Below are 17830 nucleotides of genomic sequence, written 5' to 3'. Positions count from 1 at the left end.
AAGCGCGAAGAGGGCCCTCAGGAGTTTTCCCCGAGTAAGATGCGGCAGGGTTTCCCGGCCGCCACGACCGGGCTTCCGCGGGGCATCCGCGCCTTGCTTTTGCAGGTGTTTCCGGAACAAGAACTGGAGGGCCGGGGATCAACCCGGCGATGACGCCGGAGCGTGCGCTCGTGAAAATTGTCGTGATCGCCGTCGCTGTTGCGGGCCTGATCTGGCCGGCGCTCGCTCAGGGCCTGCCGGGCGACTTCGTATTTCTCCGCGACATCGACCCGACCATCATCCAGGACATCCGCTACGCCGGTGCGAACAACTTCATGGGGCGGCCGATCGCGGGCTACGGCGCCGCGCAATGCGTGGTGAAGCGGGAGGTGGGGTTGCGCCTCAAGGCCGTGCAGCAGGAGTTGGCGCGGCAACGACTGTCGCTGAAGATGTTCGACTGCTACCGGCCCGCCCGCGCGGTCGCCGACATGGTGGCGTGGTCGCGGAACGGCAAGGAGACCGCCGCCGAACGGCGCTACAACCCGGCATTCTCGAAGGTGGATTTGTTCCGCCTCGGCTATATCGCCACCCATTCCGGTCATTCGACCGGGTCTGCCGTCGATCTCACGCTGGTCGATCTTGGCGCCGACAATTCGCACAAGTTCGATCCGGTCAAGGACTATGCCGACTGCACTGCGCCGGCCACAGCTCGTGCCCCGGAGGGCAGCGTCGACATGGGCACCGGCTATGACTGTTCCGATATCAAGGCCCATACCGCCACCGGCTCGATCACGCCGGCGCAGAAGCGCTGGCGGGCGAGGCTGGTCGCGGCGATGGCCGGGCAGGGATTTGTGAATTATTCAAAGGAGTGGTGGCACTTTTCGCTGCCGGGGGCCGGTGGCTCGGCCTACGATTTCCCGATCACACGCGGGCACTAGCGCCGGTTTTCCTCAAATCCGAGGCATTCCGGCAAGACAAAGCTTGCCATCGCATAAGTGGCTGAATGCCGTTTCAACACTCTTTAATTGTGGCCGTGTGAGGTGCGGGCATTGCGGGAGCACGAAGCATGCGTTTAGCAGCCTTTGCACTTATTGCCGTCGGCGCCGCCGGCATCGCGATCTACGATCAATACGACAAGGGCGCGAATTATCAGCGTGTCGATGCACGCATCAGTGCCGTCAACGAGCAATGCTATCTGGAAAAGGTCGAGCGCGGCGTCATCACCAAGACGACGTGGACCTCTGACCTGACCCGTTGTGAGGTTGCCGAGTTGCTCCGCAAGGAGCATCCGAAGTGGCAGGGCTACGACCTGAGGCACAAGATCGAGGTTCGCGTGGTCTACGTCTCGCCGGTCGACGGCGTCTCGCATCAGTCGAGCCTGCAGATGTCCTACTTCCCGAACGGCAAGCCGCTGCGCGCCGGCGACATGTTTCCGGTGCTGGCCTCCAAGACCAAGGCGGACAAGACGCGCATGATCTGATCATCGCGGCGGTTTGGGAGCTCGTCATGCGTATCGGCGTCTACGGGATGATCGTGATCGGCCTTGCGGGCTTCTACGCCTATCGCGAGTTCGACAAGCGGGTGAACTTCCGCCCGATCGATGCGCGCGTCAGCAGCGTCAAGGAGCAGTGCTATCTGGACAAGACCGAGGGCAATCGGAGCTCGAGCTCCGATCTGCTGCCGTGCGAGCTCGCCGAACTTCTGGCGCGCAACCATCCGAAATGGCAGGGCTACGACATCAAGCACAAGATCGAGATCCGGTTTGCCTATATCTCCCCGGCGGACGGGGCGACGCATGAGTCGAATCTGCAGACGGCGGCCTATCCCGACGACCGCCCGCTGCACGCCGGCGACATCTTCCCCGTCCAGGCGTCCCGCAACGATGCCAACAAGACCCGCGCCAACGACTGGCTGGATCTTAAGCTCGGCCGCCACGCGCCGAGCCACGGAAGCATCTAGCCGAGTGCGCATTTTTCGCTGCCCCGCGCCGGCGCGCGGGCTTATTATCCCACGATTCCAGCTGCCGCGATCCCCGACCGGAGCAGGCCAGTTGTCCGGGTACTATGCCGCAGAAAGACCATCCCGAGGAGACCATGACGCAGGCTCCGTTCGCCACCCACGACGTGCTGAACCAATCGCCGCCGTTTGAGAACATCGACCTGTTCTCGACCGATGCGCCGCTCGTGGCCGCGGTGGCCGCCAATGGCGGGGCGTCGGCGTCAGCTGAGCTCTCCGATTTCGGCAAGCATTGGGGCTCCGCTGTTATGGCCGAGCGCGGCCGCGTCGCCAACGAGAACACGCCGAAGCTGCGCGCCTTCGATGCCAGGGGTAATCGCCGCGACGAGGTCGAGTTTCATCCGGCCTATCACGAGCTGATGGCGCATTCCGCCCATGCCGGGGTGCACAATTCGACCTGGGCTGCGGACGGCAAGCCGGCCGGCGGCGCGGCCGAGGTAGTGCGCGCGGCGAGATTCTACATCGCTTCCCAGGTCGAGACTGGCCACCTTTGTCCGATCACGATGACGCGCGCTTCGGTCGCGGCGCTGGTTTCGCAGCCGGACATTCTCGCGAAGACGATGCCGGTGATCGGCACGCGCGCGTATGACCCGAGCTTCGCGCCGTGGTGGACCAAGCGCGGCATGACGCTCGGCATGGGCATGACGGAGAAGCAGGGCGGCACCGATGTGCGCGCCAACATGACGCGCGCCGAGCGCGATGGCGACGCCTGGCGCATCACCGGGCACAAATGGTTCATGTCGGCGCCGATGTGCGACGCGTTCCTGGTGCTGGCGCAAGCGAAGGACGGTCTGAGCTGTTTCTTCATGCCGCGCTTTGCGCCCGACGGCACCGTCAACGCGATCCACTTCCAGCGCCTGAAGGACAAGCTCGGCAACCGCTCCAACGCCTCGTCCGAGGTCGAATTCCACGGCGCTCATGCCGAGTTGATCGGCGAGGAGGGCAAGGGCATCCGCACCATCATCCAGATGGTACAGCTGACGCGGCAGGATTGCGCGATCGCATCCGCAGGCCTGATGCGCTCGGGGCTGGCGCATGCGCTCAATCATGCGCGGCACCGCAGCGTGTTCCAGAAGCATCTCGCCGACCAGCCGTTGATGCAGGCGGTGCTGTCCGACATGGCGCTGCATGTCGAGGCGTCGGTCGCGCTGGTGATGCGGCTCTGCCGCGCCTTCGACCGCGCAGGAGCCGATGCGGGCGAGGCCGCCTACATGCGGCTGCTGACGCCGGCGATCAAATACTGGACCTGCAAGAGCGCGCCCGGCTTCCTCTATGAGGCGATGGAGTGCCTCGGCGGCAATGGCTATGTCGAGGAGGGCATTCTGGCGCGACACTATCGGGAATCGCCGGTCAACGCGATCTGGGAAGGCTCGGGGAATGTGATGTGCCTCGACGTGCTGCGCGCACTCGGCCGCGAGGCCGATGCCGCGCTCGCCGTGCTGCGTGCGCTCGCCGATGAGACCAAGGGTCTGCCGGGCGCCACAGAGGCCGTTGCGTCGATCGGTCAAGCGTTCCGCCGCCCGGACAGCGAACGCATCGCGCGGCTTGCGGTCGAGCAGCTGGCGCTGCTGGCGGCGTCAGCGGCGCTCAACCAGGTTTCGCCTGACAATGCCGAATTGTTTGCGGCGACAAGGCTTGCCGAACGCCACGCCGGCATGTACGGCGCGGTGGACCTATCCGATGCCGATCAGCGCGCGCTGCTGGCGCGGGCGTTGCCATGAACCATGAAGGTTTGCCGATGGACGCTCTCAATCCCGATAACCCGCCGGCCTCCCTCGAGCCACCGCCGCGCCCCCCGCGGGTCTGGAAGTTCTGGGGCACCGCGGTGTGGGGCTTTTTGATCTTCGCCGCGATGTTCGTCGGCCAGGTCGCCGTTATCGTCTGGCGCATCATCGCGCAGGGCGGCGAATTGTCGGCGGCCGGCATCACCCATGTGGTCGCGGACGGCCTGACGATCTCGCTCTCGGTCCTCGCCGGCCTGCCGATGGTGCTGCTGGTGCTGTGGTTCGCGATCCGCCGGACCCGGATTTCGTTCGCCGATTATCTCGGGCTGCGCGGCACGTCGTGGAGGAACGTGATCATCGGCATCGTCGCGCTCGTCGTGCTGGTCGGCGCCTGGGACATGGTGTCCCGCGCCGCGGGCCGCGAGGTGACGCCTGGCTTCATGGGCGACGTGTTGAAATCGGCACAGGAGCACAGCGCGCTGTGGCTCCTGGTGATCGCTTTCGCCGTGGCCGCGCCGCTATGGGAGGAACTGTTCGCGCGCGGCTGGCTCTATCGCGGCTGGTCGGAATCCAGGCTCGGCCCGTATGGCGCGATCCTGTTGTCGTCGCTCGTGTGGACGGTGATGCACCTTCAGTACGACTGGTTCTTCCTCTGCCAGGTGCTGACGATCGGGCTCCTGTTCGGCTATCTGCGCTTCCGCACCGGCTCGACCTGGCTGACCATCCTGCTGCACGGGCTGAACAATTTTGCCGCAACGATCCAGACCTGGTGGCTGGCGGGCTGATCGGCTCAGGACAGCAGTGAGGGTTTGCCGGGGCGCTCGGCATACATCTCGGCCGTCCATTCCATCAGACATTGCTCTGCATAGCGCAGGCCTTTGGTAGTCCGCTCGAGGCAGTCCTGGCCAACATCGCTGTCGGGACCACGCGAAATGGCCTCGGCGATGTACAGTCCAGCCATTGAAACACCCTTACGGATCTCTTCCAGTGCCAGGATGCAGTCGCGCTGCCGAGCCTGGGCTTCACCGGTCCTGGGCTTCGCTTCCTGCGCAAGCGTTAGTTGGGAAATTGTTCTCAGGCCCAGCCAACTGAAGACACCGCACAGCTGCCTCACGCGTTCCGGAGCGCTAGCGTCGAAGCCCTTGACGTTCCTCATGAGCTGCACTTTTCGGCTGACAAGCTCGGCAAGTGCGGTCCGCACGGCGCGCGCGCCCGCCTCAGTGAAGGTGTAACTGCTTGCCAGGTGCGCCATGGGCACGTCGTCGACTGCGATCCGTTGTGTCCAGTCTGCGCGCTCCATCTGCGACCACAGCACATCATTGTGGCTCCCCACCGATGTGATCATCGCGCTACCGGGGCGTGCCGCCGCGCCTTCATTTACGGACAGATCGCCGGGCGAAAGGGTCGCGAGCCAGAGGCAGAGCTGACGGGAGTCAAAGGCCGACGAATTGGAATTGTTGTTCACGCATGCGGCCCGCTGGTTGCATCAAAAGGCACGCATGGGTCTAGCAACGTAGACTTGAAATGACGGTAAAGGCAAAAAGTCGATTTGTGTGCATTTTCCGCGAACGAAGGCTTTTGGCCCAGGGCCGACGCATAGACGCGTGCGCCTTGACGTCGCCATGCGAGGCAGAGCGGACGTGATGATTCTGCAAGTGCGCCTCCAATGCCCCACCGCGCCGATCACGACCTGTACCGATCGGCGCCAAAATCGTCCGCAGCGAGGTGGGCCGGACGAGCAGCAGCGCGTCGGGAACCTGACGAAGAGGATGCAAGCGCCTCCGTCATAGTGCTATGATCTAAATCTACGAATGAGCGCGGGCCGGATCGAAAACAGGCAGCGGCGGCTGCCGTCGTGCGAGCTCTTGCCATGGCTACGTTGTTCCGAACTGTTCTGGCCGGCGTCGTCGCGCTGGTGTCTCTCGGCGCCATCACGCAGCAGGTGCGCGACCAGGGTGCGACCGATACCGAAATCCGGATCGGCAATCTGATGCCGTATAGCGGCACGCTGGAAATCTTCGGCCAGATCGGCAAGGCCGAAGCCGCCTATTTCGACATGATCAACGAACGCGGCGGGATCAACGGCCGCAAGGTCCGCTTCATGTCCTACGACGATCTGTCCGACGCCTCCAATGCGATGGACCTCACGCGCATTCTCGTCGAGACCGACAATGTGCTCCTGATGTTCGGTTCGTTCGGGACGCCGGACAATCTCGCCGTGCGGAAGTATCTCAACGAACGGCAAGTCCCCCAGCTTTTCGTTGCCTCCGGCGATCAGGACTTCGGCGAGCCGTCGGCCTTTCCGTGGACCATGGGCTGGCAGCCATCATACCGCGAGGAGGGGCGGATCTACGCCAACTATATCCAGGCTTTCTATCCTGGAAAGAAGATCGTGGCGCTCTGGGAGAACGACCAGTTCGGCCGTGAATTGTTCAAGGGGCTGGTGCAAGGGCTGGGCGACGTCGCCCACAACATCAGGGTCGACATCGCCTATGATGTCGACGATCAGCATCTGGACGGCCACATCTCGATCCTGAAGCAATCGGGCGCCGAGGTCTTCGTGTTTGCTGGCGTGCCAGAAAATGCCGCCAAGGTGATCCGGGCGGCGGCCGACCATGGCTGGCGGCCGGTATTTGTCGTGAACCAGATGGCGTCATCGATTGAGACGGTGCTCAAGCCGGCCGGCACGGAGAACGCGACCGGCGTCATCACCGCCGCCTTCCTGAAGGATGCGAGCGATCCGGCCTGGAGGGAAGATCAGGGCGCCTGGCACAGCTTCCTGGACAAATATACCAAAGCCGGCGGCAAGGACGACGCTGCCGCCGTCTATGGCTATGCGGCCGCCGAAACGATGGTCCAGGTGCTCAGGCAATGCGGCAACGATCTGTCGCGCGAAAACGTCATGAAGCAGGCCGCCGCGCTCAGGGACTATCAGGCATCGGCCTTGCTCCCGGGCATCAAGATCAACACCGATCACTTCCGACCGGTCGAGCAATTGCGGTTGCTTCAATTTGATGGCCGCAGCTGGCAGCCGATCGGCGATGTGCTCGATACGGCGTTCACTGGTTCGTCCGGAAAGTAGCGACGACGCTTCGCCCGCTCGGTCACAACATCAAGCGCCTACGGCCCGACCGCGGCGATCACGATCGGCATGGTGATCGCAGCCAGGATCGTCTGCAGCGTGATGATCTGGGCGAGCAGGGGGCCGTCGCCGCCCATCTGGCGCGCCAGCACATAGGCTGACGGCGAGGTCGGCACCGCGGCGCAGGCGGCGACGATGGCGAGATTGGCGCCGGTGACGCCGAACCAAACCGCGAGCGCGACCGTGAGCACCGGCATCAGGACCAGCTTCAGCACCAGTGCGATGCTGGCGGCGAGGCTGGGGCGGAAGATGCCTTCCAGATGCAGCCCGGCGCCGGTCACCAGCAGGCCGATCGCCAGCGACGAGCCGCCGAGCGCGTCGGCGACATCGTGCCAGATCTGCGGCAGCGGGATGTGCGCGACGTTGATGACGAGCCCGATCACGCAGGCCCAGATCAGCGGGTTCTTCAGCACGGTCATCACGATGGCGCTCACGGACCGCTTCTCCGAGGAGGCATATTTGGCCAGCACGGCGACGCTGAAGACATTGACCAGCGGGATGATGGCGACCATCGCGACCGAGGCGAGCGCGAGCCCCGTGCTGCCATAGAGATTGCGCGACACCGACAGCGCGACATAGGTCTGCCAGCGTGTCGCGCCCTGGAAGATCGAGCTGAAGGCGGGGCCGTCGACGCCGGCGCGGGCCAGCGGGGCCCGCAGGGCAAGACAGAGCAGGCACATCACAAGCGCCGCCAGCAGCAGCGCGCCGCCGACGCCGGCGACCGGCACCTTGGTCAAATCGGCCTTGACCAGCGTCTGCACCAGCAGCACCGGGAACAGCACGTAATAAGTGAGCTGCTCCAGCCCATGCCATTGGCTGTCGAGCCGCATCAGCGTGCGCTTCAGGATGAAGCCGAGCACGATCAGCAAGAACACCGGCAACAGCGCCGCGATCACCACGGCCATCGTCAGCGCTCTCCGCGCAGCTTTGCGAGCCGGTCGAGTGCGCCTTGCAGGATGAAGATCGCGGCGTGCTCGTCGATCACCTCAGCGCGCCGGGCGCGGCTGACGTCCATCCCGATCAACTCGCGCTCGACCGCCGCAGTCGAGAGCCGCTCGTCCCACAGCCCGATCGCTAGCGCTGTGAGGTTTGAGAGGTTGCGGGCAAAGGCCCGGGTCGATTGCGCGCGCGGGCCTTCGCTGCCGTCCATGTTGATCGGCAGGCCCAGCACGAAACCGACCGCGTTGCGCTCGGCCGCGATCGCGAGCAGCCGCGCCGCGTCGGCCTTGAACTGCTTGCGCTGGATGGTCTCGACGCCGGTCGCGAGCCGCCGGTCCGGATCGGAGACGGCGACGCCGATGGTCTTGGTGCCGAGGTCGAGGCCGACCAGCGCGCCGCGGTCGGGCCAATGCGGCGCGGCTTCGATCAGGGGAAGGATAGGGGCGGGCATGACCCTGCGCTTAGCACGCAGCCGCGCGCCGAGGCAAAGCCTGCCGGCGGGCGGGCCTCCATGCGAAAATGCCGATCAGGCGGCGATCACCCGATCGTCGCCGCCGAGGCACGCGACAAGGCCCTGCAACGGACTGTATTGGTGCGCGGAGCGGCGCTGGATGAACAGCGTCTGGACCTGCGCATGCTTCGGATTGAGCTTGTGGATATTGATGTCGCGCTGGACGTGGTCGCGTTCGACGACCGCGCGCGGCAACAGCGTCACGCCCATGTCGGCGGCGACGCAGCCGACCATGCCGTCGAGCGTGCCGAGTTCGAAACGCGCGGCCGACGGCCAGCCGAACTCGGTGAATACCTGTTCGAGGCGCTGCCGGTAGGTGCAGCCGGTGCGGAACACCAGTGCGGTCGGGCCCGATTCCGATGTGCCGGCGCGCAACGCGGCAAGCGATTTCCAGCGCTGCGCGGTGACGAGCACCAGTTCCTCGGTGAAGGCCGATGTTGCGGACAGCTCGGCATGCTCGATCGGACCGGCGACGAAGGCGCCATCGAGCGAGCCGTCAAGCACGGCGGCCACGAGATCGGCGGTCGGCGCGGTGCGCAAGGTCAGGCGCACCGCCGGATAGCGGCGGTGAAACTCGGCAAGCAGCGTCGGCAACCGCACCGCTGCGGTGGTCTCCATCGACCCGATCGACAGCGGGCCCTTCGGCTCGCCGTCGTCGCGCGCGGCGAGCACGGCTTCGCGCGACAGCGCTGCCATGCGCTGCGCATACGGCAACAGCCGGCGGCCGGCGCCGGTCAGCGACATGCCGCGGCTGTGACGCTCGAACAGCGCTGTACCGATCTCGGCCTCCAGCGCCTTGATGCGCTGGGTGACGTTGGACTGCACGGTATTCAGCTCTTCGGCGGCCCGGGTGATGCCGCCGAGCCGGGCGACCGTGGAAAAGGTGAGCAGGTCGGTCAATTCCATCAGGGACCACCGTTTCAATTTAGAGATGGCAGCGTTCTCTAGTATTCATTTTGACAGAATGTTAGGCCCGCTTAGGCTTGGAGTCCAGAACAGCAAGTCCAGAACAGGGAGCAAGCGCATGCCGATCAGCACCGAATTGACGGCGCGTCTGGGCACAGAACATCCGATCCTGGCGGCGCCGATGGCGATGATCACGGGGAGCCGGCTGGTGAAGGCGGTGAGCGAGGCCGGCGGCTTCGGCATTCTGGGCGGCGGCTACGGAGACAAGGCCTGGCTCGCGGCGGAGACCGCGGCGCTCAGGGGATTTCGCCGTCCGTTCGGCATCGGCTTCATCACCTGGAGTCTCGCCAAGCAACCCGAGCTGATGGACATCGCGCTGGAGGCGCGGCCGCGCGCGGTGATGCTGTCGTTCGGCGATCCCGCGCCGTTCGCGCCTGGTATCAAAGCCGCCGGCGCGCTGCTGATCTGCCAGGTGCAGAATGAGGAGATGGCGCAAGCGGCGCTCGATTGCGGCGCCGATATCCTGATCGCGCAGGGAACGGAGGCGGGTGGTCACGGCGCGTCGCGCACCACGCTCGACATTGTGCCTGCGATCATCGATTTCGCGGCAGGACGTGTGCCTGTGGTCGCGGCCGGCGGCATCGCTGATGGCCGCGGCTTGGCTGCGATGATGATGCTCGGCGCCTCCGGCGTGCTGATGGGCACGCGCTTCTATGCCAGCGTCGAGGCCGACGCGCCCGAGCAGGCGAAGCAGTTGATCCGCGCGGCCAAGAGCGGCGAGACGGTGCGCGGCGTGGTGATGGACTGGTCGCGCAAGCTGATGTGGCCGGCGCCGTTCACCGCGCGTTCACTTGCCAACGATCATTTGCGGCGCTGGTCCGGTCGCGAGATCGAGCTGATGCAGCGCGCGGACGAGATCGCGGTGGAGTATGCCGCCGCGAGGGAAGCAGGCAATTTCGACACTGCCGCGGTGTTTGCCGGCGAGTCCGTCGGCCTGATCCATGATATCGTTCCCGCGGCCGAGATCGTCGGCCGCATCGTCGCCGAAGCCGAGCAGTCGCTGCAGGGGCGGCGCAACTTTCTCTCCTCTTTGACCTGAACAAACGCGAGACACACCATGTGGCCGGACCGTCGATTGATCGATCGCTTCAAGACCGAATTCCCGATCGTGCTGGCACCGATGGCCGGCGTGATGGACGCGGAGCTGGTGATCGCGGTGGCGCAGGGCGGCGGGCTCGGCTCGCTGCCATGCGCGATGCTGTCGGCCGAGAAGGCGCGCGAGCAGGTCAACATCATCCGCCAGCGCGTGTCTGCGCCGGTCAACCTCAATTTCTTCTGCCACAAGGCGGTCGATGCCGATCCGGCGCGCGAGGCACAATGGCGGCAGCGGCTCGCGCCTTACTACCGCGAGCACGGCCTCGATCCTAACGCACCGATCAACGGGGCGAACCGTGCGCCGTTCGATGCGGCATTCTGCGCGGTGGTCGAGGAGCTGAAGCCCGAGGTCGTCAGCTTCCACTTCGGCCTGCCGGAGCCAACACTGTTGCAACGGGTGAAGGGGACGGGCGCCATCGTGATGTCGTCGGCGACGACCGTGAAGGAGGCGATCTGGCTCGAGGAGAACGGCGCCGACGTCATCATTGCGCAGGGCGCCGACGCCGGCGGCCATCGCGCCATGTTCCTGACCGATGATATTGCCGAGCAGCCGGGGACATTCTCGCTGCTGCCGCAGGTGGTGGATGCGGTGAAGGTGCCGGTCGTCGCGGCCGGCGGCATCGCCGATGGGCGTGGGATCGCGGCGGCCTTCGCGCTTGGCGCCTCGGCCGTGCAGGTCGGCACAGCCTATCTACGCTGCCCGGAATCCAAGGTGAGCGCGCAGGGCCGTGTTGCGCTGGCGCAGGCCAGCGATGAATCGACCGTCATCACCAATGTGATGACCGGCCGTCCTGCACGCGGCGTCGCCAATCGTGTGATGCGCGAAGTCGGCCCGATCTCGCCTGACGCGCCGGCGTTCCCGCACGCGGCCACTGCGCTCGGGCCGCTCAAGGCGGCTGCCGAAAAACAGGGCAAGGTCGATTTCACCAATCTGTGGGCCGGGCAGGCGGTTCGGATGGGCAAGGAGATGCCGGCCGCCGAGCTGACCCGCGCACTGGCGGGCGCGGCGCTGGCGCGGATGGGGGCGCTGTCTCAGGCCTGACGCGCGGCCTCGTCCCGGCTGATGTCCAGGTGCTCGGTCGCGAGCCTGCGATAATGCGCGGCCATTTCCTTGTAATGCTGCCGGGAAATCGGATCCGCGGCGCTTTCGGCGCGGCGTTCGAACATCTCGGCCTTTTCCTGCAGAGCCTTTGCCTGGGACATGGCTATTGCTCGCCCCGCTCAGACCAGGCAGGCCACGTATACGATTGCGATCCCGAGCACTGTGCCGATCGACCACAGAGCGGGGTCCCAGCCCTCCGACCGGGGGCGGCTTTCGAGCATTGACATGACGCGCTCCGAACTTTTCTGTTTGGAGGGAGTAGGCGCCGGCAATGTTTCCGGACAACTTCGTGGCGAGCACGAAGTGGTTTCGTCGCGGGGTTTTGCAGCCCCAATGCCCGCCCGGAAACGTCTCGACGGGGACAGCCGGGGGGCGGAAGCCCAGAAGGCGCGGAATTGGCGCGGTTGCGGCGCAAAACCGGCCTCTGCTATACGGCAGGCTGACCTTTCAGCCTGACCACCCGAGGCCCTATATAATGTCCGTAGATGCCACGACCGTCCGCCGCATCGCGCATCTGGCGCGGATCGCGGTCAGCGACGCCGAAGTTCCCCATCTCCAGGGCGAGCTGAACGCGATGCTGGCCTTTGTCGAGCAGCTGTCGGAGGTGAATATCGAGGGCGTCGAGCCGATGACCTCGGTGACGCCGATGGAGATGAAGAAGCGCGCCGACGTGGTCAATGACGGCGAGATCGCCGATGTCATCGTCCGCAATGCGCCCGATGCCGTGAACGACTTCTTCCTGGTGCCGAAGGTGGTCGAGTAAACAGCCCGATCGGATAAGTCCAATGTGTCTGCTCTGCGACGATGAGAAGGCCTACAAGGCCTATATGGACTTCCTCGATGCGATGGAGCGCAAGGGTAAGGTCGCCGATCCCAATGCGGCGATGGACGCCGTGCTCGACCATCTCGAGGCGCTCGATGCCGCCCGCGCCAAGGAAAATGCCAACAACCGGGCGCGCCAAGACGACCCCGCCAACGACAAAACCCTGTCTCCGTTCTTCTGCAGCCCGATCAATAAATGACCGATTTGACATCGCTGACGATCGCCGAGGCCCGCGAGGGCCTGGCGAGCAAGTCCTTCACCGCCGCTGAGCTGGCCGATGCGCATCTCGCCGCTATCGAGGCCGCGCGGGTGCTCAATGCCTATGTGCTCGAAACGCCTGACCGTGCCCGCGAGATGGCGAGGGCCGCCGACGAGAAGATAGCCAAGGGCGAGGGCGGACCGCTGGCCGGCATCCCGCTCGGCATCAAGGACCTGTTCGCGACCCGCGATATCAGGACCACGGCGTGCTCGAAGATCCTCGGCAACTTCATCCCGCCCTACGAGTCGACGGTGACCTCGCAGCTCTGGCGCGACGGCGCGGTGCTGCTCGGCAAGCTCAACAATGACGAGTTCGCGATGGGCTCGTCGAACGAAACCTCGTGCTTCGGACCGGTCACCAATCCGTGGCGCCGTGAAGGCAGCAACACCACGCTGGTGCCGGGCGGCTCGTCCGGCGGTTCGGCCTCGGCGGTGGCGGCGCTGCTCTGCATGGGCGCGACGGCGACCGACACCGGCGGCTCGATCCGCCAACCGGCCGCGTTTACCGCGACCGTCGGCATCAAGCCGACCTACGGCCGCTGCTCGCGCTGGGGCATCGTGGCGTTCGCGTCTTCGCTCGACCAGGCCGGCCCGATCGCGCGCACCACGCGCGACGCCGCGATCCTGATGCGCTCGATGGCCGGGCACGATCCGAAGGACACCACGTCGGTCGACATCGCGGTGCCGGACTACGAGGCCGCGATCGGCAAGTCCGTGAAGGGCATGAAGATCGGCATCCCCAGGGAGTATCGGCTCGACGGCATGCCTGCCGAGATCGAAAAGCTCTGGAGCGAGGGCGCGCGATGGCTGAAGGCGGCCGGCGCCGAGCTCGTCGAGGTGTCGCTGCCGCACACCAAATACGCGCTGCCGGCCTACTACATCGTGGCGCCGGCGGAGGCCTCGTCGAACCTCGCGCGCTATGACGGCGTGCGCTACGGACTGCGCGATCCCGGCAAGAACATCATCGAGATGTACGAGAACACTCGCGCCGACGGCTTTGGCGACGAGGTCCGCCGCCGCGTGCTGATCGGCACCTATGTGCTCTCGGCCGGCTATTACGATGCCTATTATCTGCGTGCGCAGAAGGTGCGGACGCTGATCAAGAAGGATTTCGAGGACTGCTTCGCCAAGGGCGTGAATGCGATCCTGACGCCGGCGACGCCGTCGGCGGCGTTCGGCATCGGCGAGAAGGGCGGGGCCGATCCGGTCGAGATGTATCTCAACGACATCTTCACGGTGACCGTGAACATGGCAGGCCTGCCCGGCATCGCTGTGCCCGCCGGCAAGGACAGCCAGGGCTTGCCGCTCGGCCTGCAACTGATCGGCCGTCCGTTCGACGAGGAGACGCTGTTCTCGCTCGGCGAGGTGATCGAGCAGGCGGCCGGCCGGTTCACCGCGCCAAAATGGTGGTGAACGATGGCGGATTTCCGCACCAGTCTCGCTGACGCTGCGCCTGACGACGCGTTGCCGCCACCGCTCGCGGCGCTGTGGTGGGCGAAGAAGGGCGATTGGGACCAGGCGCACCGCATCGTGATGAATGAGAGCGACGCCAATTCGGCCTGGGTGCATGCCTATCTGCATCGCGTCGAGGGCGACCTCGGCAATGCCGGCTATTGGTATCGCCAGGCCGGCCAGCCGGTCGCAAAGGACACGCTCGAGGCCGAGTGGGAGCGGATTGTTTCCGCGCTTTCGGCCTCGTGAGCGCGAGGCGCGGTGCTGAGGCACCGCGAGCATTAACCGTGTTTCGGCCGCCATGCCGCCGCCCAGATTGGCCGTGATAGGCTGGTGGAACCGGGCGGGGGCCAGTGGCAAAAGAGAGTATTCGTGCGTGGGTCGGGCATAGGGGGATGGCTGTCAGCACTGCTGGTGGCCGTGGTGGCAGCGGGCCTTGCCGGCTGCGCCTCCGTCTACAATCTGCCCGGCAATGTGCCGCTCGGTGCCGCGCTCGCTGACAACAGCAGCGCCCGCGAAATTCCACCTTACGAAGATGATCTGCTGCTCGCGCTGTCGTTCTCCGGCGGCGGCACGCGCGCCGCGGCGTTCTCGTTCGGCGTGCTGGAAGAACTCGACCGGGTGCGCTCCAGCGCCGCCGGCACCAAGACGCTGCTCGATCGCGTCGACTTCGTCTCCGGCGTCTCCGGCGGCTCGGTCACCGCCGCCTATTTCGGATTGAAGCGGCGCGCGGCGCTCGCCGATTTCCGCGAACGCTTCCTGCTGCGCAATGCCGAGGAGGGACTGAAGACCAAGATCTCGCTCGGCAATATCGGGCGCGCGCTGGGCGGCGGCGTCAACGACAGCCAGTTCACCGACTGGCTCGACCAGAACCTGTTCGACGGCGCGCGGTTCGAGGCATTGCCCGACGACCGCCGGCCGCGGGTGTGGATCAACGCCTCCGACATCTACAACCGCACGCCGTTCGTGTTCGGCAAGACCTCGTTCGACGCGTTGTGCAGCGACATCCGCTCCTATCGTGTCGCCGAAGCGGTGGCGGCATCCGCCGCGGTGCCGCTGGCATTCGCCCCGATCGTGCTGCAAACCTATCCCGGCGGCTGCGCCGCGCCGCTGCCGCCCTGGTACGATCGGGTGCGCAACGATCCGAACGCGCAACCGTTGCTGCGATCCTATGCCGAGGCCCAGGCCCGCTACCGCGACGGCTCGATGCGCTACGTCAAGCTGCTCGATGGCGGACTGGTCGACAATTACGGGCTGTCCGCGCTCAGCATCGGCTTGCTCGCCGCGCAGCGTCCTTACGAGCCGCTCGACGAGCGACAGGCGGCCAAGCTGAAGCGCATCCTGTTCCTGGTGGTCGATGCCGGCCGCGGCGTCTCCGGCGATTTCGTGCAGACGCTCGAAGGACCGAACGGCGTCGAGCTGGTGTCCGCGGCCGCCGACACCGCGATCGATTCCAGCGTGCGTTCGAGCTACGCCGCCTTCACGTCACTCGCCGGCGACTGGTCGGGCAAGCTGAAGCGCTGGCGCTGCGGCCTGTCGGCGGCGGATCGGAGCCGGCTCGGCGTCGGCCCCGGCTGGAAGTGCGGCGACGTCGCGATCTATGTCGAGCGGCTCGGCTTCGACCGGCTGGGACCGGAACGCGCCGGGATCCTGAACGCCATCCCGACCCGGCTGTCGCTGCCGCCGGAGCAGGTCGACCAGTTGATCGCGGGCGGCGCGGACGCGCTTCGCTCGAGCAAGGCCTACCAGCAGTTCCGGCGCGGGCTCTGATCCGCGTTCATGCGCTGGCGCCGGGCCCCAAGGGACTGCAAGGGGATAGGAAGCCGGCTTGACTGGCGCGGTTGGTTGCGCGAAGCCCAATCCATCCCAGATATCACCTATCCGGAAACCGAGATCCATGACCGCAGCTGCCGCCCCGCATAGACTGATCAAGAGCGCCACCGGCGATTGGGAGGTCGTGATCGGCATGGAAGTCCATGCCCAGGTCACCTCGAACTCAAAGCTGTTCTCCGGCGCGTCGACCGCGTTCGGCGGCGAGCCCAATTCCCATGTCTCGCTGGTCGATGCCGCGATGCCGGGCATGCTGCCTGTGATCAACGAGGAGTGCGTCCGCCAGGCGGTGCTCACCGGTCTCGGGCTGAATGCGAAGATCAACCTGCGCTCGGTGTTCGACCGCAAGAACTATTTCTATCCGGACTCGCCACAGGGCTACCAGATCAGCCAGTACAAGTCGCCGATCGTGGGCGAGGGCGAGGTATCGCTCGAGCTCGACGGCGGCCGCAGCGTCACCATCGGGATCGAGCGGCTGCACCTGGAACAGGACGCCGGCAAGTTGCTGCACGATCAGTCGCCGACGATGTCCTATGTCGACCTCAACCGGTGCGGCGTCGCGCTGATGGAGATCGTCTCCAAGCCCGACATCCGCGATGCCGAGCAGGCCAAGGCCTATGTCACCAAGCTGCGCTCGATCCTGCGCTACCTCGGCACCTGCGACGGCGACATGGAGAAGGGCAATCTGCGCGCCGACGTCAACGTCTCGGTGCGCCGCTACGGCGAGACCGCGTTCGGTACCCGCTGCGAAATCAAGAACATGAACTCGGTCAACTTCATCGGCCAGGCGATCGAGTACGAGGCGCGGCGTCAGATCGAGATCATCGAGGACGGCGGCACCATCGACCAGGAAACCCGGCTGTTCGATCCGAACAAGGGCGAGACGCGCTCGATGCGCTCCAAGGAAGAGGCGCACGACTACCGTTACTTCCCGGATCCCGATCTCCTGCCGCTTGAGTTCACCCAGTCCTTCGTCGACGGCCTCAAGGCGCAGCTGCCGGAACTGCCTGATCAGAAGCGGTCCCGTTTTATTACGGGCTTTGGCCTGTCGCCCTATGATGCGAGCGTGCTGGTCGCCGAGCGCGAGAGCGCAGAGTTCTACGAGACGGTGCTGTCGGGTCTTGCCGACAAGGCGCGCGACGGCAAGCTCGCCGCCAACTGGGTGATCAACGAGCTGTTCGGCCGGCTGAACAAGGAGAGCGTTGCGATCGCGGCCTCGCCGGTATCGGCACAACAGCTCGCCGCGATCGTCGATCTGATCGGCGAGGGAACGATTTCCGGCAAGATCGCCAAGGACTTGTTCGAGATCGTCTGGCAGGAAGGCGGCGATCCGCGCGCGCTCGTCGAGACGCGCGGCATGAAGCAGGTCACCGACCTCGGCGCGATCGAGAAGGTGGTCGACGACATCATCGCGGCCAATCCCGACAAGGTCGAGCAGGCCAAGGCGAAGCCGCAACTGGTCGGCTGGTTCGTCGGCCAGGTGATGAAGTCGTCGGGCGGCAAGGCGAACCCGCAGGCGGTCAACGACCTCTTGAAGTCGAAGCTCGGCATCTGACCGAACAGGACAATGATGTTGTCCTTGGCGCATGATCCAACCGGATCATGCTCTCGCGCGATCGCCTTTCGCCTCGTCGCGCGCGCGTGAACGCGGCGTGATCCCAGCTCACAGCCTCCCTCGACGGTCGCACTGACGCCCTCGGCGCCGAATCGGCGAAGCTGCGATTCGTTCGCGAAACCGGCTCGGATGACCGCAAACGAGGCAAAAGCCGTCTTTCCCACGAAAATTTTTTCGTTGCCAAAAATTACGACTCGGCGTCGGCGACGCGCCGCTTTTCGTCGCCGCCCGCGACTCAGCGCAACGACGATCGCGCATCGATCGCTTCAATGCGAATTCAATGAAAGCCTACAATACAAGGCATTTCCCGCAACGTTGACAAATGCCGATGTCGACAGCTGTTGCACTTCTTGCATCGTCGCGCGAATGCGTCGTCGA

19 protein-coding genes are annotated in these 17830 nt (G+C 65.5%); 14 read left to right on the top strand and 5 right to left on the bottom strand.

The window, feature by feature from the left end; all coding sequences use genetic code 11:
• Positions 1-149: 149 nt before the first annotated feature.
• The 5 genes from CK489_RS30780 (at position 150) to CK489_RS30760 (ending at position 4504) form a co-directional block, all read left to right on the top strand.
• Positions 150-917, top strand: coding sequence for a M15 family metallopeptidase (locus CK489_RS30780; RefSeq protein ID WP_095734976.1), 768 nt, complete (start codon positions 150-152; stop codon positions 915-917).
• Positions 918-1045: 128 nt separating this feature from the next.
• Complete coding sequence (locus CK489_RS30775; protein WP_050627447.1) at positions 1046-1459, top strand: hypothetical protein; 414 nt, start codon at positions 1046-1048, stop codon at positions 1457-1459.
• Between the two features lie 26 nt (positions 1460-1485).
• The gene (locus CK489_RS30770) at positions 1486-1938 is read left to right on the top strand and encodes a hypothetical protein (protein ID WP_095734975.1); all 453 of its coding nucleotides are present in this window, start codon (positions 1486-1488) and stop codon (positions 1936-1938) included.
• A gap of 134 nt (positions 1939-2072) precedes the next feature.
• Positions 2073-3716 carry an acyl-CoA dehydrogenase family protein gene (locus CK489_RS30765; protein ID WP_095735193.1) on the top strand — a complete coding sequence of 548 codons (1644 nt, stop codon included), beginning with the start codon at positions 2073-2075 and terminating at the stop codon, positions 3714-3716.
• A 17-nt stretch (positions 3717-3733) separates the two neighbouring features.
• A complete protein-coding gene (locus tag CK489_RS30760) occupies positions 3734-4504 on the top strand; it encodes a CPBP family intramembrane glutamic endopeptidase (RefSeq protein ID WP_050627488.1) in 771 nt (256 codons plus the stop codon).
• Between the two features lie 5 nt (positions 4505-4509).
• On the opposite strand, the gene CK489_RS30755 is transcribed toward CK489_RS30760, so the two are convergent.
• A complete protein-coding gene (locus CK489_RS30755; protein WP_143278267.1) occupies positions 4510-5184 on the bottom strand; it encodes a hypothetical protein in 675 nt (224 codons plus the stop codon).
• Between the two features lie 405 nt (positions 5185-5589).
• On the opposite strand from CK489_RS30755, the gene CK489_RS30750 reads away from it, so the two are divergent.
• Positions 5590-6801, top strand: a complete 1212-nt coding sequence (locus CK489_RS30750; RefSeq protein WP_095734973.1) for an ABC transporter substrate-binding protein — start codon at positions 5590-5592, stop codon at positions 6799-6801.
• Between the two features lie 38 nt (positions 6802-6839).
• Here the strand turns inward: CK489_RS30750 and CK489_RS30745 are convergent, their stop codons facing one another.
• The 3 genes from CK489_RS30745 to CK489_RS30735 all read right to left on the bottom strand — a co-directional run bounded on the left by CK489_RS30745 (position 6840) and on the right by CK489_RS30735 (position 9217).
• On the bottom strand, positions 6840-7766 hold the full coding sequence (locus tag CK489_RS30745; RefSeq protein ID WP_095734972.1) for an AEC family transporter: 927 nt from the start codon (positions 7764-7766) through the stop codon (positions 6840-6842).
• A 2-nt stretch (positions 7767-7768) separates the two neighbouring features.
• A complete protein-coding gene (ruvX, locus tag CK489_RS30740; protein ID WP_095734971.1) occupies positions 7769-8251 on the bottom strand; it encodes a Holliday junction resolvase RuvX in 483 nt (160 codons plus the stop codon).
• A gap of 75 nt (positions 8252-8326) precedes the next feature.
• Positions 8327-9217, bottom strand: a complete 891-nt coding sequence (locus CK489_RS30735; protein WP_095734970.1) for a LysR family transcriptional regulator — start codon at positions 9215-9217, stop codon at positions 8327-8329.
• Positions 9218-9275: 58 nt separating this feature from the next.
• On the opposite strand from CK489_RS30735, the gene CK489_RS30730 reads away from it, so the two are divergent.
• Positions 9276-10316, top strand: coding sequence for an NAD(P)H-dependent flavin oxidoreductase (locus CK489_RS30730; RefSeq protein ID WP_143278266.1), 1041 nt, complete (start codon positions 9276-9278; stop codon positions 10314-10316).
• Between the two features lie 18 nt (positions 10317-10334).
• A complete protein-coding gene (locus CK489_RS30725; protein WP_095734968.1) occupies positions 10335-11414 on the top strand; it encodes an NAD(P)H-dependent flavin oxidoreductase in 1080 nt (359 codons plus the stop codon).
• Here the strand turns inward: CK489_RS30725 and CK489_RS41520 are convergent.
• Complete coding sequence (locus CK489_RS41520; RefSeq protein ID WP_157860905.1) at positions 11405-11575, bottom strand: hypothetical protein; 171 nt, start codon at positions 11573-11575, stop codon at positions 11405-11407. The genes CK489_RS30725 and CK489_RS41520 overlap by 10 nt on opposite strands.
• A gap of 374 nt (positions 11576-11949) precedes the next feature.
• Here CK489_RS41520 and gatC point away from each other — a divergent pair, with 374 nt between their 5' ends.
• From gatC to gatB, 6 genes are all read left to right on the top strand, one after another.
• Entirely contained in the window at positions 11950-12237 is a 288-nt protein-coding gene (gatC, locus tag CK489_RS30720) for an Asp-tRNA(Asn)/Glu-tRNA(Gln) amidotransferase subunit GatC (RefSeq protein WP_050627439.1), read from the top strand.
• A gap of 22 nt (positions 12238-12259) precedes the next feature.
• Positions 12260-12496: a hypothetical protein gene (locus tag CK489_RS30715; RefSeq protein ID WP_021078336.1), complete on the top strand. Its 237-nt coding sequence runs from the start codon at positions 12260-12262 to the stop codon at positions 12494-12496.
• Complete coding sequence (gene gatA / locus CK489_RS30710; protein ID WP_095734967.1) at positions 12493-13968, top strand: Asp-tRNA(Asn)/Glu-tRNA(Gln) amidotransferase subunit GatA; 1476 nt, start codon at positions 12493-12495, stop codon at positions 13966-13968. The genes CK489_RS30715 and gatA overlap by 4 nt, the downstream gene beginning before the upstream one ends.
• 3 nt (positions 13969-13971) lie before the next feature.
• Positions 13972-14256, top strand: a complete 285-nt coding sequence (locus CK489_RS30705) for a hypothetical protein (RefSeq protein ID WP_095734966.1) — start codon at positions 13972-13974, stop codon at positions 14254-14256.
• A 159-nt stretch (positions 14257-14415) separates the two neighbouring features.
• Positions 14416-15777 (top strand): patatin-like phospholipase family protein, encoded by a 1362-nt coding sequence (locus CK489_RS30700; RefSeq protein ID WP_095735192.1) that lies wholly within the window; start codon positions 14416-14418, stop codon positions 15775-15777.
• Positions 15778-15904: 127 nt separating this feature from the next.
• Positions 15905-17392 carry an Asp-tRNA(Asn)/Glu-tRNA(Gln) amidotransferase subunit GatB gene (gatB, locus tag CK489_RS30695; RefSeq protein WP_095734965.1) on the top strand — a complete coding sequence of 496 codons (1488 nt, stop codon included), beginning with the start codon at positions 15905-15907 and terminating at the stop codon, positions 17390-17392.
• Positions 17393-17830 lie beyond the last annotated feature (438 nt).

It is taken from the genome of Bradyrhizobium sp. UFLA03-84 (assembly GCF_002289535.1).
In the GTDB taxonomy this organism is placed as follows: Bacteria; Pseudomonadota; Alphaproteobacteria; order Rhizobiales; family Xanthobacteraceae; genus Bradyrhizobium; species Bradyrhizobium viridifuturi.
Note: the sequence above shows the minus strand (reverse complement) of the source record. Positions and strands in the feature narration are given on the sequence as shown.